Genomic DNA, 22524 nt, shown 5'->3' with positions numbered 1-22524 from the left:
CCCTACCGTTGGACTATGGGCGACATGGAGCCGGATCGGGAGCTGGAAGAGTTCGCGACCAAACTGTTCGGCCTCGCGCGGGCGGGGAAGGCCGAGCAATTGTGCGCCTACGTGGACGCCGGCGTGCCCGTCAACCTGCGGAACGACAAGGGTGACACGCTGCTGATGCTGGCCGCTTACCACGGCCACGCGGCCACCGTGCGTGCCCTCGCCGAGCGCGGGGCGGACCCCGGCCTCGCCAACGACCGGGGACAGACGCCGCTCGCCGGTGCCGTGTTCAAGAAGGAACCCGACGTCGTCAAGGCCCTCATGGACGCGGGCGCCGACCCGTCCGCGGGAACGCCGTCCGCGCTGGACACCGCCCGGATGTTCGGCAGCGCCGACATGCTGGCCTTGTTAAGGGTGCGTTAGGGTCCCGCTAAGGCAGAGGTCCGAAATTTCCTAAAAGCCTAGCGGTCTAGCGCTTTATCGGCGTAATGGTCATGCTTGGCGGATGGCGACTACCTCTGTGGATCAGATCGGTGAGAGCCCGATCCGCATCCCGCCTCTCACTTGCCCCTTCCCCAGCGCGGTAAATCCGCACGTCGACGAGGTGAACCTGGAGAGCTTCGCTTGGCTGGTCCAGACGGGCATGCTCGACAGGGAAGACCACATTGAGCGTTATCAAAGGGCGAAATTCGGATGGCTGACCGCTCGGGCCTACCCGCTGGCCGATCGGGAGATGCTCCGCCTTCTCATGGACTGGTGTATCTGGCTGTTCGCCTTCGACGACGGGTTCTGCGAATCCGAGCGGATGAGCCGTCACACCGGTCTCATCGCCCGGGCGCTTCCTGAGATGTTCCGGGTGCTCGACGACTTAGAGCGGCCGGACAAGGTGGATAACGTGTTTGCTCGGACGCTGCTTGAGCTCAAGGATCGAATCGCCGTCCACGCCCAGCCGGACCAACTCGACCGCTGGTGTACCGCCACGCGAGAGTACATATTCGCGCAGGTGTGGGAGGCGGCCAACCGCGAGGCCGACGTCGTGCCGACCGCTGACGACTACGTGTTCATGCGCCGGCGCACCGGTGCCATGTATCCGGTCTACGCGCTCATCGATATAGCAGGAGGCTTCCGGCTTACGGCGGAAGAATGGCATCACCCTGACATACGAGAGATCACAGAGCACGCCAACGACCTCGTTGTCTGGGACAACGACCTGTTCTCCTATGCCAAGGAGAAGCAACACGACGCCGCCCGGCACAACCTGGTGAATGTTCTGATCACCCATCGTCACTGTGCGCTACAAGCCGCTCTGGACGAGGTCGACAGAATGCACAACCGTGCGGTCGCGCGGATGATCGAACTCCGCGCCCACATCCAGCAGTGGGGTTCCCCTGCGGTGCTGAAGTATGTGGAAGGCCTCGAGCACTGGGTTCGCGGACATATCGACTACTCGCTGGGAAGCACGCGCTACATCGGTGCATGGCCGCAGTCCACCTACTGGCCCGCTGCCGCCGTGCCTCAGCAAGCATGAATCAATCCGTGAAGTTCAATTCCCCTAGGGCATAGGCGATGGCGTCTTCAAAGCTTCTTCGGGCCCCCACCTCGAACGCGGCCTGGTAGGCGTCCACGCCGAGGATGCGATGGCACTCCTTGACGGCCCGCTCGTGGTCAGCGGTGAAGAAGGGGGAACCGAATTGGGGGAGGCCGAACAGCTCCCAGTTCGTCTGAGCCGCGCCTAGAATCTGCGCCGCCTCCTCGGCCTCGCCGAGGTCGGCGGCGAGATTCGCCAGGCATTCCATGGTCATGACGGTTCCGAGGACATCGTGGAAGGAACGCTTGAGCCGTATCGCTTCACGGGCGCTACTCATGGCTTCGGGAATCCGGCCGGTGGCGCGCTGCGTCAGCGCCAGGGCGTAGTTCGCGTAAGAACGCAACCACAGCTCACCGCGCTCCTGGCAGATCTTCAGGCAATCCATGAGAAGCGTCTCGGCTTCCGAGAAGTCCTGCTGAGCGGTGAGGACGAGAGCCAATTCCACGATGGCGGGGAGCAACCCGGGGTTGAGTCCCCGGCCGCCGCGGTGGAATTCGATGGCGACTCCAAGCAGCGCCACCGCCTTCTTAAGGTCGCCCTCGAGAAACGCCGCGGTTCCCAGCATCTTCGTTGCGAGGATGACCGCACCGGAGTCACCGATCTGGATGGCGTCGGAACTGCACTGCTCGGCTGCTTCAACGGCCCCGCGAATGTCGCCCTGGGCGCTGCGAATGTACGAAAGAACCCAGAGCGCCTTGCAACGCTCCTGGCTCGGGGCGCGAGACGCAGCGACCGCGCGTTCCAGGTAGACACGCCCCTCGCGAGCGAATCCGCAGGCCATCCACAAGTACCAAAGGGATGACAGCAGTTCCAGGCCGACGCGAACCTCAGCCGGGTTGGAAAGGCAATGGTTGATCGCGACCCGGATGTTGTCATGTTCCTGGCGCATCCGGGTGTACCAATGCGCTTGGCGAGGACCGGACCAGGAGTTCTCGCCACGCTCGGCGAGTTGCAGGTAGTAGTCGCGATGCCGTACGCGCCGGATCTCGGTCTCGCCGAGTTTGTCCAGCCACTCCGCGCCGTATTGGCGAAGGGTGTCGATCAGCCGGTACCGCTGGCCGGCCGGCGTGGAGAAGCTCAGCAGGACGGACTTGTCCACTAGACCGTAGATGACGTCCAGGATCTGATCGCTGGTCAGGTTCTCATCCGCGCAGACGTGGCGGGCGCCGTCCAGTTCGAAGTCTCCGGAGAACACCGATGCCCGAGCCCACAGCAGGCGCTCGGCCGGTTCGCACAGCTCGTGGCTCCACCCGATCGCCGCGCGCAGCGTCTGGTGCCGCGGCAGTGCCGTACGGCTGGCACCGGCGAGCAGGCTGAACCGGTCGGCCAGCAGCGCCAGGATCTGCTCGACCGACAGCGTGCGCAGCCGCACCGCGGCAAGCTCGATCGCGAGGGGGATGCCGTCCAGTCGGCGGCACAACTCGGCCACGGCGTCGACGTTGTTCTCGTCAAGCACGAAGTCGGGCATGACGGCAGAAGCGCGTTCGACGAACAACGCGAGTGCTTCGTTGTCGTACGGGCTTTCCGACGGGTCATCGCCTGGGATCGTCAGCGGAGGGATTGTCAGGGTGTATTCGCCCCGTGCGTTCAGTGAACGCCGGCTCGTTGCGATGACCCTTAGACGGGGTGCCGCCTCCAGCAGTTCTTCCACCAGTTGCGCACATGCCTCGACCAGATGCTCGCAGGTGTCCAGCACCAAAAGGATTTCGCGGTCGGCGAGCCACTCCGTCAGCGAGTCCGAACCGGCCCGCGACGACTGGTCGGCGATTCCGAGGGCCGACGTGATCGCGTGGTGCACCATTCCGGGGTCCTGCAGCCGGGCCAGGTCGGCGTACCAGACGCCGTCGCGGTACTGCCTGCGGATCTGGTGGGCGATGCGAAGGGCTGTTCGAGACTTGCCGACTCCGCCGATCCCGGTCACCGTGACCAGCCGCGACTCCTGGAGCCGCTGTCTGAGCGTGGCGAGAAGCCGCGTTCGGCCGACGAAGCTGGTCAGCTCGTTGGGCAGGTTGCCCTCTCGTCGCCATCCTGATGGCGTTGCCATGCCGCCTCACGGGGGGGGGTCGTCCGGCGTGCTGTCTGTTCACGCATCGTACCTTTGAGGACCGATAGATGTCCGGATGTGCGCTGGCGAGGTTTCCGCCCCGGGGGAAAAGACCCCATGGGCGGTCCGTTTTCCGAGTAGGGCCCGCCCGGGGGCTGGTAGGGCGGAAGTCATCCGGTCTTTGCCGCGCCGTCGCGCCCGGTGGATAGCATTGGAGCGTGACTGCGCAGCATCCGGATGACATGCGTCCGGTGGACCTTTTCGACGAGGGACTGCCGGTGCTTCCCGACCAGACCAGTGACGACACCGACCTCGGGTGGGGCGAGTGGAGCTCGGGCTCCGACGATTCCCACTACCTGGAGGAACGCCCGCCTCACTGGGACTGATCATCGGCCTCGGGTGGCGCGACGGCCGATCCGAGCGCTGATGCGGGGTAGGAGCCGAACGAGGGCCGCCTGCCCCGCCGTACACATCTCCGTAAGGGTCCTCCACCGCTCCGGGCTCTGCGCATCCTCTGGTCGTACGGAACCTCCGGCAGCAGACGCGCGAATCGCCGGGTCAGGTGTCTGCCTCCGCTTGCCACAGGGCAGACAGCGGAAGGGCACGCAGCCGATCCCCGAAGGGGAGCGTTTCCTGGCCGGCATAGAGGACATATCCGGCAGTCATTCGGTCGCCGAGTTTTCGAGCGAGGTGCCGCAACCCTTTGAAGTCGTCGGCGCGTACGGTCTCAGCCGCCTTCACTTCGATGCCGACGACCTCGCCGGAGGCTCGTTCGAGAATGCCGTCCACCTCGACGTTGTCGCGATCGCGATAGTGGTAGAGGCGGGCTGGTTCCTCAGACCAGGTCAGCTGACGGGCCAGTTCACCGAGGACGAAGTTCTCCAGCAGAGGCCCTACGGGCACGGATAGGTCGGTGGTCCGCGCCGGAGTGAGGCCCGCTAGGTGTGCTCCCAGCCCGGAGTCGACGACGAGAAGCTTCGGCGTCGCGATGGCGCGGGTGGTCGCATTGGACGACCAGGCCGGGATCCGCCTGACGACGTAGACGAGGTCGAGCAGGTCGATGTATCGCTTCACCGTGTTGCGAGGCAGTCCGAGATCGCGGCTGATGTTGTCGACGACCGCCAGCCCTGCCATCCGGGCGCAAAGCACGTTGAGCAGACGCCGCATGTCGATGGGGCGTTCGATGTCGGACAGCAGTTTCACATCGCGACTGATCAGATCGGAGATGTAGGACTCGAAGAAGCGTGCCCTCCGCCGGTGAGACGAGCGGTGAACGGCCTCGGGGTAGCCGCCTCGCAGAGCTCGATCCACATAGTCGGCTCGCCGCAACCGGGACTTTGGAGCTTTGATGTCGGGACCTTGCAGAAAGGCCGCATCGACGAATCCGTCGGGGCTCCGTTCGATCTCACCCTGGGACAGCGGCCACAGCTCGATCGTCTCCGACCGGCCTGGAAGGGCGTCCGGAAGATCGCGCAGTCCCAGAAGCCTGGCCGAGCCCGTCAACAAGAAGCGCCCAGGGCGTGGATCGGCGTCAACTTCGCGCTTGATGGAAAGGAGGAGGTCGGGCACGCGCTGGATCTCGTCGATGAGGAGGAGCCCGTCGTGACGCACGATCCCGTCAGGATCTTGCCTCGCGGCGGCGCGGACCGCCGCTTCGTCGAGGTACAGCTCGCGTGAGCCTGGCCTGCTTCGCGAGATCCGCTGAGCCAGCGTGCTCTTGCCTACTTGCCGAGCACCGCTGATCACAACCACTCGAGTGTCGGCGAGCGCCTCCGCGGCCATCTCTTCCGCGCGCCGAGGGAAGACCGTCAGCTCATCGATGTCCACGCGCCTAGATTACGAGAGCGTAATCATGTGTGTGGCAGATCTGCCGCAAGTCTCGTGGCAGATTTGCCGAAGGGTCTGTGGCAGATCTGCCGAAGCTTCCGTGGCAGATCTGCCGTGGCCGAGGACGCAGTGTCAGCAGATGAAGCATTCGCTTCTGCAGGTGCCCGGCCGGCTTGCCGTACGGAAGGTCATGAGACCACGTCCTTGCGGCGGAACCGGCGGAACGCGAACGCGATCAGGATTGCGGAGTATGTAACCGAGATCGAGACGCCTTTGATCATGCCGCTGTAGTCGGGCTGGGGGGAGAGCGCGTCGAGCCAGGCCGTGTTCCAGAACGTGGGCAGGAACTCGCGGACCGACCCCAGCGCCTCCACCGCCTGCAGGATGCTGCTCACGATGACCAGCCCGACCGCGCCGCCGACCGCGCCGAGCGGGGAGTCGACGCTGACCGACAGCAGGAAGGCCAATGATGCGACGACGAGCTGGCTCACCAGGGCATATCCGATGACCAGGGCGAACTTCGGCAGCGCGTCGGTCGCCGAGATGATCTCGCCGGTGCCCGGCACCCTGATGTCGTGCCAGCCGAAGGCCAGGGTGCCCGCCGCCAACGCCATCAGCGGCAGCACGGTCACGGCCGCCGCCGAGTAGCCCAGTGCGACGATCAGTTTCTGGCGCAGCAGCCGGTCGCGGGGGATCGGGGCGGCCAGCAGGTAGCGCAGCGACGACCAGCTCGCCTCGCTCGCCACCGTGTCCCCGCAGAACAGCGCCACGGCGACGACGAGCAGGAAACTGGCCGAGACCGACAGCGCGAACGCGGCGAAGTTGAGGCCGCCCGCGGTCGCCAGGTCCGACAGCCGCACCGAGTTTCCGTTGTTCGTGTTCGGCCCGAACTGGAAGGCCACCACGAGCACCCACGGCAGGGCCAGCAGCAGCCCGAACATCGCGAGCGTACGGCGCCGCCTGAACTGGCGGACGATCTCCACGCGCAGCGGCAGCGTCTTGCTGGGGGCGTACCCGGGGGCGAACCCCTGGGCGTTTGCCACGGGGGCGGTCATCGGCTCTCTCCGATCAGGTCGAGGAAGACGTCCTCCAGGCGGGGGCCGGAGCCGTTCGCGGCGACGGAGGCGCCGAGCAGGGCCTCGACGGGCCCCTGCGACACCAGCCGGCCGCGGTGCATGACGACCACGTGGCTGCAGGTCTGCTCGACCTCGCCGAGCAGGTGACTGGACACGATGACCGTACGGCCACGCTCGGCGTAGGCCTTCAGCACCTTGCGCATTTCCGCGATCTGGGGCGGGTCGAGCCCGTTGGTGGGTTCGTCGAGCACGAGGAGGTCGGGCAGGCCGAGCATGGCCTGGGCGATGGCCAGCCGCTGCCGCATGCCCTGCGAGTAGGTGCGCACGGCCCGCTCCAGGGCGCCGCCGAGACCGGCGATCTCCAGGGCCTCGTCCAGGTGCGCGTCGCCGGGCGGCCGTCCGGTGGCCTCCCAGTACAGCTCCAGGTTGGCCCGGCCGGAAAGGTGCGGGAGGAAGCCGGGGCCCTCGACGAACGAGCCGAGCCGCGACAACACGGGCGCCCCGGGCACCACCGGATGGCCGAAGATCCTGATCTCTCCCTCGTCGGGGAGGATGAGGCCCATCAGCATGCGCATCGTGGTGGTCTTGCCGGCGCCGTTCGGGCCGAGGAGGCCGAGCACCTGGCCCTTCTCGACGCGGAAGGACAGGTCGTCGACGGCCTTCTCGCCGTTGCTGTAGCGCTTGCCCAGACCCGTGATGACCAGGGGCACCTCGGCGAGGTCGGGACGGCTTCCAGCCTTGGCGGGCCGCGCGCGGCGGGTGAGGACGAGCGCCGCCGCGATCAGGACGGCGGCCAGCGGCATCGCCCATGTCCACCAGGCGGGGCCGGTCGCGGGCGTGATCAGTCCCGGGTCCACGGGCAGCTTGAGGTCCGGGGAGGCGAGCCCGATCCGGTGGACCGAGGGCTCGGCCGGCGTGGAATACCCGAGGTCGGTGGTGGTGATCACCAGCCGCAGCCGGTGACCGGCGTCGAAGGTGTGGTCGATGGCGGGCAGCGTCACCGTGACCGGGGTGCCCGCCTCGCTCGCGGTCACCCGGAACGGCGCGACCAGGCTGTCGGGCAGCACGGCGATGGGGCCGCCCGAGGAGTCGTAGAGCTTGGCGAACAGCGCCGCGTCGCCCGTGCCGTACACCTTGATCTGGACGGTGGCGCTGCCGGTGACGCGCGCGGGTTCGGCCACCGGCGCGGACTCGAACGCGGCGGCCTGCCCGGGGACGTCGACCGAGACGCCGGAGCTGGACGAGCCGCCGCCGAGCAGGCCTCCGAAGCCGGGCACCGAGGAGATGGAGGCCGGTGAGCCGCCGGGCGGGTTGGCGACCTGCTGGTCGGGTCCGGAGAGCTTCACCGTCTGCGTGGTCGCCCCGGAGATGCCGGGGTAGGCGTCCGCGGCCGCGTGGACGACCGTGGGCCTGCGGGTGCCGGGGTCGCGCCCGCCGTCCCGGCTGACCGCGAACACGTCGGAGCCGGCGGGGGCGGCACCGGACGGGTTCTTGAGCCAGCGGTCGAACCAGGAGGCGGTGCGGTCGAAGACCCAGTCGGGCTCACCGTCCCCGCCGTCGTGCCCGCCGCTGATCCAAGCCACCTCGACGGGGGCTCCCGTGGCGGCGATCTGCCGGGCGTTCGCGTCGGCCTGGCCGAGGGGGAACAGCGAGTCGCGCTGCCCCTGGATCAGCAGGGTGGGAATCCTGATCTTCCCGGCCACCGAGACCGGGCTCGACCTGCGCAGCAGGTCGAGGGCCTCGGGCGTGGCCCGGCCGGTCGCGGCCACGGTCTGGTACATCGCGCAGATCTCCGGGAGGAAACGCCCGCACTGCACCTGCTGAGGAGTCAGAGCCTGCTGGACGTCCGGAGGAGTGCCCGTCCCGGACCCGGAGGCCGTCCCCGCGCCGCGCGACTCGGAGCCTGACCCCGTGTCTGACCCCGTGCCCGTGGTGCCGGTGTCCGCGACGCCTGGGTCCGAGGCTCCGGACGATCCCGCCGCACCGGCCAGCGCCGCCAGCCCGGACTCCCCGTCACCGGTCGACAGGCCGTTGCCGCCCGAGCTGAAGAAGATCCCTGCCCACATCTTCTTGAAGACGCCGTTCATGGGGCCCTTGCCACCGGCGTCGGGGAAGAGCGCGTCCGCGAGGTCGTTCCAGGTGATCTCGGGGGCGATCGCGTCGATTCTGCTGTCATAGGCCGCCGCCATGAGGGCGATGGCGCCGCCGTAGGAACCGCCCGCGATGCCGACACGCGGGTCGCCCGCCCGGTCCAGGCGGACCTCGGGCCGCCTGGCCAGCCAGTCGACGAGCTGGCGCACGTCCTTGACCTCGTAGTCGGGGGAGTTGAGCGCGATCTCCCCGGTCGACCTGCCGAACCCGCGGGCCGACCAGGTGAGCACGGCATAGCCTTGCCCGGCCAGCCGTACGGCCTCGTCGCGCACGCTCTGCTTGCTGCCGCCGAAACCGTGGGCCAGCAGTACGGCGGGGGCCTTGCCGCCGGAGGGCGGCGGGAAGAACGTCGCGTCGAGCGTCACGTGCTGGTCGTCGGCGGGGCCGTCCACGACCGGGATGGCCACGTCCTGCCCCCGGACGGGTGGCCCGGACGGCCAGAATGCCCAGACCAGGCTGCCGGCGACCAACAGGATCAGTGCGGCCACGGCTGTCAGGGCCCGCCGCCCGCCCGGAAACGTCATATCGCGATGCTACTTAGCCAACCGGGTAGATCGGTCCGCGCGACTCCGGCGGGCCGATGCATAAATTTCGCATAGGGGACATCCCCGATTGCGCCCGCAACCACGGGACCGGCATCATTTCGCGCGTGACAACAGGAACGACGCTCAGGCAGGCCCCCCGCCGCTTCATCGAATGGGCGCTCCCTTATTGGACGCGTGGAGATGCCGGCAGGCAGACTCCGGCGGATCTCTTCCGGGTTCTCTACCTCGGCTGGCTTGTGGCGTTCGTGCTCAAGGTGCTCGGGGCGTCCTGGGACGTCTCGTGGCATTTCAAGTGGCTGCGCGACGACCTCGCTCCGCCGCACCTGATCAACTCGGTCGGCACCGTCATCGCCGTCGGGCTCGCGATCGTGCACTGGTACACCGGCTACGGCGTCGACCGCATCGCCTCCCGGTTCATCCAGTGGGGTGCGGGGATCTTTCTCATCGCGATCCCGCTCGACCTCATCAACCACCGGGTCAACGGGCTCGACATCACCGCCTGGAGCCCGTCGCACGCGCTGCTGTACCTCGGAACCGCTCTGATGATCATTGGAGTGACCCGCGGCTGGTACCGGGGGGCGGCGGCCTATCCCGTCATCTCCGAGCGGCGGCGGACCGTCGTGCTGGTGGCGCTTTTCACGTTCATCCTGGAGAACGTGCACTTCCCCCAGCAGCAGCAGGAGTACGGCGTGCTCGAGGTGGCCTCGTGGGACCGCGGGCAACCGTACGCGGAGCCGAGCCTGCTGCAGTTCGCGGCCAACCAGATGGGCCGGGCGGTGGACCGCGCGATGATCCTCAAGTTCTCGCTGCCGGTGCCCGAGTGGGTCTACCCGGTCTACGCGGGCGTGGCCGGTGTGGCGGTGCTGGTGCTGGCCCGGATGTTCGTCGGCAGGCGCTGGACGGCGACGACCGTGACGGCGATCTACGTCGGCTACCGCTGCCTGGTGTGGCCGCTGCTCGTCGGCACCACCTTTCCGCCGTCGGCGATCCCGTTTTTCTTCGTGCTCGCCGGGCTCTGCGTCGACCTGGCGTTCTTCGTGCGCGTGCCGTACCTGCGGCCGGTGCTCGGGGCCGTGCTCGTGACGGCAGGCGTGTACGGCGGGCTGGCCGTGCAGGACCGGCTCCTGGAGGCTCCGCCGTACGCGGCGGGTTCGTGGCCGATCGCGGCCGCGTCGCTGGCGGTCGTGTGGCTGGCCATCGAATGGTTCGCGGGCCGGCACCGGTCGGCGGCGGACGAGAAGGACGGGGAGGCGGCTCTCGCGGCCGCGGGCACGGGCGGCGCCCCGGCTCCGGAGACGAGTACGTCCGGAGTGGCGGCGCGGCCGGTGGCCGACGGAGGCTCCGACCGGTAGGCCGTCTCCGGCGAATGCCCCCCAAGTGAACCCGCCGCCTCCGGGGACCTCCCCGGGGGCGGCGGCGTGTTCGCGCGGGCCCTCATGACCCGATCAGGTGACGGGCGCCCTGGTCAGCGCCACGGCGACGCCGAAGGCCAAACCCATCACCGCGATCTCGAACGTCGCCCACTTCGCCAGGGCGGTGGGCGCCTGCCGGCTGATCGCGGGCAGCAGTCGCCAGCGGATGTTGGCGCCGAGCAGCGCGATCACGACGACGAAGACGGTCTTGGCCAGCACGAGCCAGCCGTACCGCGTCGTGACCAGTGACTCGGGGAACGCCCGGTCGGGCGACAGCAGAAGCTCCACCAGGGCGTTGAAGACGCCCGACAGCCCCACGACGATCAGCGCCACCGTGGCCAGCCGGGAAAACCTCGGCAGGGCGCGGGCCAGCAGGGCGCGGTCGCGCACCAGCAGCACGGTGAGGGCCGCCAGCCCGCCCGTCCACGCGCAGGCCCCGATGACGTGCAACTCCATCGAGACCATGGTCACGTCGTGCCAGTACCAGTTCGAGGCATGGCCGGTCACGGGGATGGGCAGCAGGCCGAACCCCGCGACCAGGACGCGCAACTCGGCCGGGACCTTCTCGCCGAACCTGACGGCCAGCATGCCGACCGTGGCGCAGGCCAGCGCGCAGGAGGCGCTGACGACCAGGCCCTGACCCGAGCCGATGCGGTCGACGTAGTCGGCGACGTCCGGCACCGTGCCCGGCTGCACCTCGGCCGCGCTCAGGACGGTCGCGACGAGTGCGGCGGCGCACCAGATCAGCGCCGACAACACGGCCCAGTGCCTGGCCCTGGCCGCGATCGGCTCGGTGCGATCGGGATCGTCGAAGCCGAGCAGCTTGGGCAGCAGGCTGAGGCCGAGAGCCGCCGTCGCCGCCAGGTCGACGACGAGCCGGGAGACGGGCAGGCCGTACTCCACGAGGCCGCCCGGCATCGGGATGCCCGGCGTCGGGCCGGGCCGGGTGAGCCAGGTCGCGATGAGCACGGCGAGGAGCCCGGCCGCGATCCCTCCCGCGACCGGCAGCCGGGACCGGGAAGCCTCGGCGGATCCGCCGAGGCGCCTCTGCGCTGCGACGGTCATGATCCGCCCCCCGTGGTCCCGGTTCCCGGATTCGCCGTTCGCGTTCTCTGGGGGCTGACTGCGCCCGCGGAGGCCGTTCCGCCGGCGGCCAGGCCGACGCGGCGGTCGTGCCGTACGAGGCCGAGGGTCGCCAGGGCGAGCAGCACGCCGGTGGCGACGAGGAGGCCCCACACCCAGGCGCCGCCGGAGGGGGCGACGGGAGGCGGCGTGCCGAGGCCGGGCGGGTTCGCGCTGAGGTGAGTGCCCGATCCCGGGGCCGTTCCCGGTCCTGCGGCGCCCGGCGTCCCCGCAGCCGTTCCGCCGACGGTGAAGGGCACGGTGCCCGTGACCGGGTGGCCGTCGTTGGAGACGATCCGGTAGGAGACGACGTAGGCTCCCGCGGGCCCCTGGGGACGCAGGGCGATGAAGACGCTGTCGCCGCTCACGCCGACGTCGCCCTGCTCATACTGGGCGCCGTCCGGGCCGGTCACCGCGATCCTGGCGAAGTCTGGCCGAACCGCCTGATCGAAGGTGAGTGTCACCTTGCCCGGTGTGGCCGGTAGCGACGCGCCCTCGCGGGGATCGCTGCCGATCAGCACGTTGTGCGCCTGCGCAGGGGTCGCCAGGAACAACGACGCGGCGCAGGCGATCAGCACGACGACCGCCGTGCGAACGATCGGACTGCGGCCGGACGCTCCGGGACGCGCGACCTCGAACACCTCTATGTCCTCCGCTGGGTGAGTCGTGACCCAGCCATGGTCCCACTGATCACGCCCGGCCTCTCCCGGGCGGTGGGACACCGATGCCCGGTGATCGGTCGATCACCGGGCATCGGCTGGGGGGTGCTCCGGACCGCGAGAGCGTCACCGGTCTCGCGCGGCCCGGAGGCGTCTGCCCGCCGCGGGGTGGTCACCCCTCACGCCGGGCAGGTCGGTGTCGCCGGCGGGTCAGAGCCTCTTCCAGAGCGCCGGGACGTTCGGGGGCTCCCAGCCGGATATCGCCGTATGCGACTGGAGGCACTGGTAGTTCGCTCCGCCGTAGCTCACGCGTGTACCCGCGGCGTACGCCGTGCCCGCGGCCCAGGCGGGATAGGTGCCGGGGACGGTCGGCGTGGGCGTGGGCGTGGGCGTGGGCGTGGGTGTGGGTGTGGGTGTGGGTGTCGGCGTGGGTGTCGGCGTGGGTGTCGGCGTGGGTGTCGGTGTGGGGCTGGGTGTCCCGCCCGAGCAGGCGCCCTGGTCCTCCCAGACCTGCGCGGAGCCGGGGGTCTCGCCCTGCGTCCACCACTTGGCCTTCCACGTGTGGCCGTTGTGGGAGACCAGGTTGCCGCCGGTGTAGACCTGCGTGGAGGACCAGGCGGCCGCCGCACACGACCCGGTCGGTGAGGGGGACGGCGTGGGGGAGGGGGTCGCGACCGTGCCGCCGCGCGCGTAGTCCTGAAGGAGGCCGTAGGTGGCGCCGCCGAACGTCACCGTCCAGTTCGACGGGGTCGAGGTCGGCAGGTAGTAGACGAAGGCGACGTCGACCGAGGCGCCCGGCGCGAGCGTCTGCCAGCTCGGCAGTTTGAGGGAGACCCGGTTGTAATCGCCCTTCAGGCCTCCGATGTTGTTGGCCGCGGTGTGGTCTCGGCGGATCACCGAGGAGCCGAAACCGGACTGGTCGGCGGCGTTTCCTGGAGCCGAGTTCGCGTAGTCGAACTGGAACTCGGTCCCGCCCGGAAGCGTCACGGATGAGTTGTTCGTGATGTGGATCTTCGGGTTGATCGGGTAGTTGTTGTCGCCCAGGGCGAAGTCGCGGAATTCGACAGAGATGTCCAGCTTCTGGCTCGGGATCGGCGTGGTGGCCCGGACGTTCCCGTACGGCGACGCCGTCTTGAACTTGTCGTACATGACCGTCGTGAGGGTCGATCCGGGGTCGTACTGTCCCTTGGCGGCGTTCCAGCCGTAGTCGCCGGCCAGCTCCCAGACCATGGTGCCGCCGAGGCCCTTGGACACCACGTAGTCGGCCTTCGCCGCGACCGACTGGTCGTCCTCGGTGGACAGGAAGACCTTCTTCGTGGAGTTCCACAACCAGGGGGCGACGAGCGCGGAGCTGTAGTTGCGGGTGTAGGTGCCCGTCAGGGACGTGTCGGTGACGCCGTACGCCGGCAGGTAGTCGCCGAGGATGCCCTGCTCGAGATTCTTGGCGTGCCACATCGGGTTGGAGCCCGCGGGGGACTCCTTTCCCGCCGTGTCCAGGTCGTGCCAGATGTTGTCGATGCCGACCGCGCCGTCGCCGCACGTCGTCAGGCCCGCGCCGGCCGGGCAGGCGGAGGAGGACGCCGTACCCCACATGCCGTTGGTGCCGCCCGCGACGTTCTTGAAGCCCCGTGTGTAGTACGGCAGGCCGATGTTGATCCTGCCGGCCGGCATCGACCCGCGGAAGTAGTGGTAGGCCCAGTCGGTGTTGAGATAGCCGATGCCGCCGTACTGCGAGGTCGTGTAGACGCCCGCGGCGGCGAGCTCGGCGTCCTTGCCGTCGTCGAAGAGGGAGGCGTTGGGGCCGACGTACTTGTTCCATGCGCCGTGCAGGTCGTACGACATGATGTTGACGTAGTCGAGGTACTGCGTGACCTGGTAGGTCTCCATGCCCCGCAGCAGGTAGCCGGACGACGGCGCGGCGACCGACAGCAGGTAGTACCTCCCGTCGGCGGCCGAGGCGGTGTCGAGCTTCTGGCGCAGGGTCTTCATCAGCGCCGCATAGCCCTTCATGAGGCTCGCCCGCTTGGCGTTCGCGATCGTCCAGTCGAACGGGTTGCCCGCGTCCTTCATCGACGTCGGGTACTCGTAGTCGATGTCGACCCCGTTGAAGCCGTACGTCCGCAGGAACGCCACGGCGGAGTCGGCGAAGGTGTCGATGCCGGCCTGGTTGACCGAGCCGTCGGGGTTGACGGTCATCGTGTAGAAGCCGCCGCTCGACTGGCGGTTTCCGGCGTCGTCGAAGTAGCCGCCGGTCTCGGCCCAGCCGCCCACGCTGATGAGTGTCTTGGTGTTCGGGTACTGCTTCTTGAACTTGCTGAGCAGGTTGAAATGTCCCTTGTAGGAGTAGGCCGGGTCCATCTCCGCCCCCGGCACGCCCGGCCAGGTCTCGCCGATCGCCGGGTTGGCCGCGGTGTTCGAGCCGACCGACAGCTTGTTGTCCGGGCCCACGTGGGCGAACGCGTAGTTGATGTGGGTGACCTTGCCCCACGGGATGTCGTCGACCAGGTAGCGCGTCTGCCCGTTTGCGCCGTCTCGCCAGCCGGTGAAGTAGCCGATGATGCGGCGCGGATGGTCGGCTCCGTTCTTCTCTCTGCCGGTCTCGTCGTAGGCCAGGCAGTAGGGGACGTCGACACCGGGAGTGCGGTAGAGGCCGTCGGGCCTGCAGGTCTCGTTGTCGGCGGCGGCGGCGCCGGCGGTCGTGATGCCGCCGAGTCCGCCGGCCAGGATTCCGGCGAGGAGAGCGAGCGTCGCCGCTCCCGTTGCTGCTGCGCGCAGGCGCACAGGTCCACCTCCGATAGGCGAAGCTTGCGAACACCCCGCCCCCAGGGGTTGATCGGAAAGTAAACCGCCGTGAACTGGCCCGTCAATGTCTTCTATTAAGAAACTTTCTTGATAGTAAGCCTTTGATCCCCCCTTAAGCCTCCATTAAGAGCCCCGAGCCAAACCCCCCCATGGGTGGACCCTCCAGGGGAGGGCTGCCCATGGGGCGTGGGTCACCCCACATGGGGCGTGATCATGCAGAAGTTCGGGGAATCGGGCTTTGACCAGGGCGTTCATCGACCGTGATCATGCAGAAGTTCGCCGAGATGCCGTACGGCCTGCGCAAACGCCCATCGTGATCATGCACAGTCTCGCGGAGGGCGGCGTGGTGAACGGCCTGGGACGCGGGTCAGCCGTGTGGGCACTCGTCTCGACCACGCGAACCCGGGCGCACGCCCGGCATCACGCCCGGGCGATATGGACCGTCCGCATGATCACGTCTGGCTTTTCTCCTGCTCGCGACGCATATCGCCGAACTTCTGCATGATCACGATCGGGATTTATGCAGGCCATGTGTCATGTCCGCGAGCTTCTGCATGATCACCACCGATGGGGGCCTTCAACGCCCCGTGATCAGCCGATCAGCCAGCCGTACGTGTAGGCGATGAAGGCCAGCCCGACCATGCTCGGCACGATCGCGATGCTCCGGGCGTGATCCCGGAAGGCCGCCACCGTGGACGCCACCGTCGCGACGACCGTGAGGACGGCGAGCCAGGGAAGCAGCTTCGGGATGCCGATGGTCAGCATGGCCTCCGTGCTGTTCCCCAGACTCAGGGCGGCCAGCCCGATGAAGACAACGCCGGACACGCCGGCCACAGCCGTGATCCAGCCGCCACGACGGCGGACCATCCCGACGAGGCCGCCCAGGAGCTGAACGACCGACATGAGCGCGAACAGCACCAGCGGAGCCACCATCACCGGCTCTTGCATGATCTTGTACACCGACGAGGTCAGGAACAGCGTCCCCGGGCGCACCATCGGCTCCGGCACCTTCGCCGGATCGCACGGCGCGGCGGCGTGAGGATCGTCAAGGAAGGTGCTGATCGTACGGCGGCCGCAATCGCTGGACTGGAACACCCCGTGCCCCACACCGGCGAACTCGACGAAACGGGCCGACGGGGCGCGCGAAGTGGACTGCCGGGCCGCCTCCGGCGGCGTCGTGGCGTCGAACTGGCCCCCGACGACCAGCATCGGCGGCAGGGGAGCCTGCGCGGCGCGTGTGGGAACCGTGGAACCGGTCTTGGTGCCTGTCCTGGTTCCGGTCTTGGTGGTCCCGTTCACGCCCGTCTTCCCCGTGCCCAGGGATGCGGTGCCCGCGCCGCCGTTCGCGCCGGAACCGGTCCCGCGCGTACCGCCGGGCGTCGCGCCCGGAGTCGCTCCGGTAGCCGGACGGCGCGTGCCGGTCTGCGTCGTCGTGACCCCGCCTGTGGTCCCCGTCGTGCCGTGGGTCTTCGTGCCGGTGGAGTTCCCGCCGGTGCCGGTGCCGGTCGTGGGGGTCTTCGTGGTCGATCCGGTGCCCGTCTTCGTTGACCCCGTGCCGCGGGCCGAGCCAGTCGTGCCCGAGCCGGTACGCTCCCGGCCCGCGCCGGCGGTGCCGGACTTGGCGCCGCCGGAACCGCTGGGCGTCGTTCCCGGAGTGGCCGGGGTCGTTCCCGGAGTGGCCGGCGTCGTGCCCTTCGGCACCGGAGGAAGGTCCCACGCCTGGCACACCGCGCGGTCGACCGTGTCGGTGAACAGTTCGGGACGGTTCGGCGCCGTCGTGGTCGCGGGCTCGTCCTGGCATCTCACGGCGTAGTACAGGCCCCACTCGCGCGAGGTCAGCGCATCGCCCGCCTGGTCGACCAGCGGCTGCAGCAGCCCGGTCTTGCCGTCGGCCACGCCGTCCACGAGCGACGGGATGATCGGGATGGCCCGGAAGTCGTCCAGCGACTCAGCCAGAATCGTGGCCACGTCGTTGCCGTTCAGGGTCTCCGCGACGCGCCCGTCTGTGAGGGGATCCCTGGTCTCGAACGTCGCCGGACTCGCGTTGAGACGGGCGACCATCGCATCGAATCGCCCGGTGAGGCCCATCTTGGCGATGGCCGCCGCCAGTTTGGGCCACGCGTCGCCGTACGACGACGACCGTGCGGGGAGGAAGGAGTCCAGAACGACGCTCCGGGTGCCCCTGGGGTCATGGGACGCGGCCTGGAGCATCACCCGGGTCGAGTAGCCCACGCCGAAGAGGTTCCACTGGGTGTACCCGAGCGCCCTGCGCAGGTCGACGAGGTCGGAGGCGATTTCGGCGGTCCGGTAGCCGGTGAGGTCGATTCCCTGGCTGCGCAGACGGTCGCGGCATGCCACCGCCTGCTGGATGATCGCCGGAGTCTCCTGTGCCGTCTGGCCGGGGGTCCGGAGCGTCTGCACCAGGCCCGTGACGATCTCGTCGCACTTCAGCTGGGGCGAGGAATAGCGGTCGCCGCGCTGCTCGACGATGACGACGTCGTGGTCGGGGACGGACTGGACGAGCAGCTTGGCCTGCTGCAACGACGCGGATCCGGGGCCGCCGCTTTCGTAGACGACGGGGTCGGGCTTGCGGTCGGCGGCGGTCGACTTGTGTACGGCGTAGCCGACCTTAATGATCTTGCTGTCGGGAACGTCCCGCCGTTCAGGCACGAGCAGGAAACCGCAGGTCGTGCCGACCGGCACCGCAGCCGGGCACGGCCGCTGCTCTAGCTGGGCTTGGCGTTCACGCACGTTGGCGTGCTGGGCGAGCTCAGTGGTCTGCCCCTGCCGGGGTTGCCCGGTCGCCAGCGCCGTGGCCGGCAGTCCGACAGATGTCAATGTGAAAGCCGCGGCGAATGCCGTGACGGCCGCTCCACGTACGCCCCGCAACCGTCAGCTCCGTCTCGCGAAACCCCAGCAAATAACGGGGAAACTTTAGCGCGAAACATCGGCAACCCTGGACAAACCCCAGTCATCGCGGAGGGGCGGTGCTCTCGCGCACAATGAGGTCGGTGGCGAGTTCGACGCGCCGAGCCTCCAACGTCTCCCGGCGGCCGAGAGCGAGCACCATGCGTGCAGCCAGGGCGGCCATTTCCTGGAGCGGCTGCCTGACCGTTGTAAGAGGCGGCCAGGCGGACCTGGCCAGCGGCAGGTCGTCGAACCCGACCACGCTCAGGTCGTCGGGCACCCGGAGTCCGCGTTGGCGGGCCGCCTCGAAGACGCCGAACGCCTGCAGGTCGCTGCCCGCGAAGATGGCGGTGGGCGGGTTGGGGAGGGACAGCAGGCTGTGCCCGTGGTCGCGCCCGGAATTGACCAGGAAGTCGCCGAACCGGATGAGCTCGGGATCGGGCTCGACCCCGGCGGTCTCCAGCGCGGCCCGGTAGCCGTCGATCCTTGCCCTGCTGCACAACATGTCGGCCGGGCCGCCGATCACGCCGATCCTCGTGTGGCCGAGCTCGAGGAGATGCCGGGTGGCGGCCAGGCCGCCGTGCCAGTTGGTGGCCCCCACGGAGGCGACGCCGGGAGCCGGCTCGCCCTCCGGGTCGACGACGACGAACGGGATCGCGCGGGCGGTGAGCTGCCCCTGCTGTCGTACGGAAAGGCGGGAGCCGACGATGATCACGCCGTCGGTACGGCGGGCCGCGATGCGCTCCAGCCAGTCACGTCCGGGCCCGGCGTGTGTGTGCAGCACCGAGATGACGACGTTGGCCCCGGCCTCACGGGCGGCCGCCTCCGCGCCCCGGACCAGTTCCATGGCCCATGGGCTCTCGATCTCGGTGAAAACCAGGTCGAGCAGCCCCACGGGCCCCTCGCCCTGTGCCGTCCTGCGCTGGTAGCCGTGCTTGTGGAGCAGACGTTCCACCCGTTGGCGGGTGTCGGGCGCGACCTCGGGGCGGCCGTTGATGACTTTGGAGACGGTCGGCACCGACACCCCCGCCTCTTGGGCGATGAGGGCGATCGTGACCCGCCTTTTCGCTGGCATGGCTGAGAGCGTATCCGAAAACTTTCGGGGCCATTTCTGCACGCAAGAGCGGTTTTGGGGGCGATGGACGATGGGATCGCTCCCACAGGCGTATTGACGAGAGTTCTTTACTTTCATGCTCTCCGGCTGCGAAACATTCGAAGATTGTTCGAAACTTGCGACCCCCAGCGCCAGCCCCTTGCCGTGATCATGCAGAAGTTCGGGATCATGGCGCGTGGCCTGCAACGACGACGATCGTGATCATGCAGAAGTTTGCGGACGTGCCGTACGACCTGCGACGACGGCGGTCGTGATCATGCACGTCGGCCGCCTCTCTTCCGGGGGAATGGCAGCCGCATTGCATGATCACGACAAGGGTTCATGCAGGTGAGGGGGCGTTTCCTCGAACTTCTGCATGATCACGATTTGAGACGGGCCTGGTCAGCGCGCCCGTACGCGAACTTCTGCATGATCACGCGCGGAGGGTGGGCCGGTCGGCGCGCCCGTACGCGAACTTCTGCATGATCACGGCGAGGGGGGAGGGGGCTCAGGTGAGTGCGCGCCGCGCCGCCCGCTCGGCCAGGCGCAGAATCAGCCGCGGCGAGAGGCGGGTGATCCACCACGCGTTCCTCGCCCATCCCGGGCTGATGACGATGGGCTGATCACGCTCCAGCCCACGCATGACATCGCGAGCCACGGCGTCGGGTGGATACAGCGACCCCTGGGCCGCCACGGCGATCTCGCGGGTGTGACGGCCCACGTTCGTCTGCGGCAGGCCGGGGTTGATGTTGTCGAGCAGCGGAGTGTCGACGAACCCGGGACAGACCGCCATCACCTTCACCCCGTGCGCGCTCGCCTCGGCCCGCAGCGCCGTCGAAAGGCCCACGACCGCGTGTTTGGCCGTCACGTACGGCACCAGCAGGGGAACCGGGATGAGCCCGGCGAGAGAGGCGGTGTTGACGATCCATCCGAAGCCCTGCTCGATCATGATCGGGTAGGCCGCGTGCACGCCGTGGACGACCCCGACCAGATTGACCTCGATCGACCGCCGCCAGTGCTCGAGGGTCATCTCCTCCGTGCGTCCGTTGACGCCGATGCCGGCATTGTTGAAAAGGAAGTCGAGCCGTCCGTGCCGCGCCTTCACCCCGGTGATCAGGTCGTGTACGGCTTCCGCGTCGGTGACGTCGACCCGGGAGCCGTTGCAGCCGAGCTCGTTCGCGACGGCCTCGTGGTCCTTGATGTCGGCGACGGTCACGTCGACGCCTCGCCGTACGAGTTCGGTCGCGAGAGCCTTTCCGATCCCGGACGCGCCACCGGTGACGACGGCGATTCTCGTCAACGGAGGCCTCCCTTCGCCGGCACGCGAAGTGACTGTCTGACGCGCGTCCGGAGCGTCGCATGACGCCGCCAACATACCCGTCATGGCGGGACATTATGGTCAAGATGATCCGATAACTATCTCAAATACGGCAACCGGCATCACACATATTGGACGGCCGAAACATGACGATGTGCTATCTCGTAACAATCTCCCCGCCGCCGCATATGTAGCTGATGCGTGACGCCGATATGAGGCGCGGGATCCGGCTCGGCATCGCTCGTATAGTCGAGGATGACGATGGGTCCGTAGGTACGGCGCTTGCTCGGCACTTCTTGGGAGGCCGGGCGCAGGGGTGGCGATGAAAAAGAGGCGTGTAGTCATCACCGGGGCCGCGTTTCCCGCTGAAATCGCCCGTGTGCTTGAGGCTCACGGCCTGGTCATTGAAGCGATTCCCGGGACTCTCGACAGAGACGAGATCGTCTCGACTCTCTCCGGCGCGTGGGGTTACGTCCAGGGCGGTTCTGAGCGGATGACGAAGGATGTCTGGCAGAAGGTGCCGGAGCTTGCGGTCATCTGCTTCATGGGCACCGGCTATCACTCATTCATGCAATTGCCCGAAAATCCCGTCGGCATGCAATTCACATATACGCCGCACGCGAACGCCGAAGCGGTCGCCGAATTCACCATTGCGCTCATGCTGGATATGACTCGGCGGGTGACGGAGCGCGCCAACGAGGTTCGCGCAGGCGGCTGGAGCGAGGTCGCCACACCATCGTTGATCGGCGCGCGCGTCGGAATAGCGGGGATGGGCAGGATAGGGCAGGAAGTGGCGCGCATGGCGTCGTCGGCGTTCGGCGCTCGCGTCGCCTATTGGAACCGCTCGATCCGGCCGGAGCTTCGCGGGCTCGGTTACACGAGAGCCGATTCCATCCGGGAACTGTGTGCGCAGGTGGACCTTCTCAGCCTCGGCCTCGCGTACAAGCCCGGCGACAACGACGGCGTGATCGCAGAAGAGGAACTGACCCTGCTTGGAGGCTCGGGAATTCTCGTGAACACTGCGCGCGCGGAGCTGGTCGACCCGGTTGCGCTGCGCGAGGCGCTCATGGCCGGTCGCATCGCGGGAGCGGCGATGGACGGGTACTACATCGAGCCGACTCCAGAGCCGCACGACGACCCCTACGGTCTCCTGGCCATGACGCCACGCCTTCTTGTCACGCCACACTGCGCCTACCTGAGCCACCAGGCGGTGCACCGGATGGCCGCAATGGCCGCGGAGAACCTGCTTGCCGTGCTGGAACAGCGAGTTCCCCCCTACCCGGTCCCGGCGCTCGGCACATGCTAGGGAGTGATGGACCGGTGCGGAGCAACGGTAGGAAGAGGCTGAACCGGGCTCGGGTTCCAGGATGGTTGCGATGGCGATCGCCGGTATGGACGCTCGCGTTGCTCGTGGCGGTGGCCTTTCTTCTGCTCCTTCACTTATGGGGGCTCCGTATCTTCGGCTTCGGCGTGATCGACTATCAGCGCTTCGGTGACGTCGGCTCATGGGCGCAGGGAATCGGGACCGTGGCCGCCGTCGCCGTCGCGTTCCGGCAGATCAAGCAGCAAGAGGCCGCGCGGTTGGACGACATCGCCCGGCAGGACCGGCGGGAACGCACGCAAGTGTTCTGCTGGATGTCGTTTCTGGACGACGACTCTCAAGGTCAGCTGGGTTGGTATCTGTGCTTCAACAATTTGACCCCGCTGCCCATCAACGCCTGGACCCTCACTGTTCGGGAGAGGGGGACCGGTAAGCAGGTCGGCAAGCTGGATGTCACTCACCTTGACCCGATCGCGCCGGGGTTCAGTCGTATTCGTACACGCATACCGGTGCACGCGTTGACAGAGCCGGTGTGCGAACTCGATTTCGTCGATCTGGCGGGTGAGTGCTGGCGCAGATCGTCGTTGGGACCTCTCGCCTACATCCCCGAGGTGACAATTCATGGGCAGGTGGCCGGCCGGAGCGAGGCCGTACGGTTCGAAGCGGATTGA

The 22524-nt window shown here is 68.2% G+C and carries 16 protein-coding genes; 6 read left to right on the top strand and 10 right to left on the bottom strand.

The window, feature by feature from the left end; all coding sequences use genetic code 11:
• Nucleotides 1-15 precede the first annotated feature (15 nt).
• Both Pth03_RS37300 and Pth03_RS37295 read left to right on the top strand, forming a co-directional pair.
• Complete coding sequence (locus tag Pth03_RS37300) at nucleotides 16-411, top strand: ankyrin repeat domain-containing protein (protein WP_203949206.1); 396 nt, start codon at nucleotides 16-18, stop codon at nucleotides 409-411.
• 82 nt (nucleotides 412-493) lie between these two features.
• The gene (locus Pth03_RS37295; RefSeq protein WP_203949205.1) at nucleotides 494-1516 is read left to right on the top strand and encodes a terpene synthase family protein; all 1023 of its coding nucleotides are present in this window, start codon (nucleotides 494-496) and stop codon (nucleotides 1514-1516) included.
• Between the two features lies 1 nt (nucleotide 1517).
• On the opposite strand, the gene Pth03_RS37290 is transcribed toward Pth03_RS37295, so the two are convergent.
• Nucleotides 1518-3620: an ATP-binding protein gene (locus Pth03_RS37290; protein ID WP_203949204.1), complete on the bottom strand. Its 2103-nt coding sequence runs from the start codon at nucleotides 3618-3620 to the stop codon at nucleotides 1518-1520.
• Between the two features lie 218 nt (nucleotides 3621-3838).
• On the opposite strand from Pth03_RS37290, the gene Pth03_RS37285 reads away from it, so the two are divergent.
• A complete protein-coding gene (locus tag Pth03_RS37285; protein WP_203949221.1) occupies nucleotides 3839-4006 on the top strand; it encodes a hypothetical protein in 168 nt (55 codons plus the stop codon).
• 172 nt (nucleotides 4007-4178) lie between these two features.
• Here Pth03_RS37285 and Pth03_RS37280 read toward each other — a convergent pair whose 3' ends face one another.
• From Pth03_RS37280 to Pth03_RS37270, 3 genes are all read right to left on the bottom strand, one after another.
• On the bottom strand, nucleotides 4179-5447 hold the full coding sequence (locus Pth03_RS37280; protein ID WP_239119671.1) for an ATP-binding protein: 1269 nt from the start codon (nucleotides 5445-5447) through the stop codon (nucleotides 4179-4181).
• A gap of 188 nt (nucleotides 5448-5635) precedes the next feature.
• Nucleotides 5636-6502, bottom strand: a complete 867-nt coding sequence (locus Pth03_RS37275; protein ID WP_203949203.1) for an ABC transporter permease — start codon at nucleotides 6500-6502, stop codon at nucleotides 5636-5638.
• Nucleotides 6499-9198, bottom strand: coding sequence for an alpha/beta fold hydrolase (locus Pth03_RS37270; RefSeq protein ID WP_203949202.1), 2700 nt, complete (start codon nucleotides 9196-9198; stop codon nucleotides 6499-6501). Before Pth03_RS37270 ends, Pth03_RS37275 begins: the two co-directional genes overlap by 4 nt.
• A 125-nt stretch (nucleotides 9199-9323) precedes the next feature.
• Between Pth03_RS37270 and Pth03_RS37265 the strand changes: the two genes are divergently transcribed.
• Entirely contained in the window at nucleotides 9324-10571 is a 1248-nt protein-coding gene (locus Pth03_RS37265; protein WP_203949201.1) for a hypothetical protein, read from the top strand.
• A 93-nt stretch (nucleotides 10572-10664) separates the two neighbouring features.
• Here Pth03_RS37265 and Pth03_RS37260 read toward each other — a convergent pair whose 3' ends face one another.
• The 6 genes from Pth03_RS37260 to Pth03_RS37235 all read right to left on the bottom strand — a co-directional run bounded on the left by Pth03_RS37260 (nucleotide 10665) and on the right by Pth03_RS37235 (nucleotide 20514).
• On the bottom strand, nucleotides 10665-11696 hold the full coding sequence (locus tag Pth03_RS37260; RefSeq protein ID WP_203949200.1) for a CopD family protein: 1032 nt from the start codon (nucleotides 11694-11696) through the stop codon (nucleotides 10665-10667).
• Nucleotides 11693-12394, bottom strand: coding sequence for a copper resistance CopC family protein (locus tag Pth03_RS37255; protein ID WP_239119670.1), 702 nt, complete (start codon nucleotides 12392-12394; stop codon nucleotides 11693-11695). The genes Pth03_RS37260 and Pth03_RS37255 overlap by 4 nt, the downstream gene beginning before the upstream one ends.
• A gap of 228 nt (nucleotides 12395-12622) precedes the next feature.
• Nucleotides 12623-15193 (bottom strand): chitinase C-terminal domain-containing protein, encoded by a 2571-nt coding sequence (locus Pth03_RS37250; RefSeq protein ID WP_203949199.1) that lies wholly within the window; start codon nucleotides 15191-15193, stop codon nucleotides 12623-12625.
• A gap of 612 nt (nucleotides 15194-15805) precedes the next feature.
• Nucleotides 15806-18052 (bottom strand): alpha/beta fold hydrolase, encoded by a 2247-nt coding sequence (locus Pth03_RS37245; protein ID WP_203949198.1) that lies wholly within the window; start codon nucleotides 18050-18052, stop codon nucleotides 15806-15808.
• 133 nt (nucleotides 18053-18185) lie between these two features.
• Nucleotides 18186-19196 (bottom strand): LacI family DNA-binding transcriptional regulator, encoded by a 1011-nt coding sequence (locus Pth03_RS37240; RefSeq protein WP_203949197.1) that lies wholly within the window; start codon nucleotides 19194-19196, stop codon nucleotides 18186-18188.
• Nucleotides 19197-19722: 526 nt separating this feature from the next.
• On the bottom strand, nucleotides 19723-20514 hold the full coding sequence (locus Pth03_RS37235; protein ID WP_239119669.1) for an SDR family NAD(P)-dependent oxidoreductase: 792 nt from the start codon (nucleotides 20512-20514) through the stop codon (nucleotides 19723-19725).
• Between the two features lie 340 nt (nucleotides 20515-20854).
• Between Pth03_RS37235 and Pth03_RS37230 the strand changes: the two genes are divergently transcribed.
• Together Pth03_RS37230 and Pth03_RS37225 are read left to right on the top strand one after the other, a co-directional pair.
• On the top strand, nucleotides 20855-21838 hold the full coding sequence (locus tag Pth03_RS37230) for a 2-hydroxyacid dehydrogenase (RefSeq protein WP_203949196.1): 984 nt from the start codon (nucleotides 20855-20857) through the stop codon (nucleotides 21836-21838).
• A 98-nt stretch (nucleotides 21839-21936) separates the two neighbouring features.
• Entirely contained in the window at nucleotides 21937-22524 is a 588-nt protein-coding gene (locus Pth03_RS37225; protein ID WP_203949195.1) for a hypothetical protein, read from the top strand.

Origin of the sequence: Planotetraspora thailandica (assembly GCF_016863335.1) — a bacterium.
Lineage (GTDB): Bacteria > Actinomycetota > Actinomycetes > Streptosporangiales > Streptosporangiaceae > Planotetraspora > Planotetraspora thailandica.
This window is presented reverse-complemented; position numbering and strand designations above follow the sequence as displayed.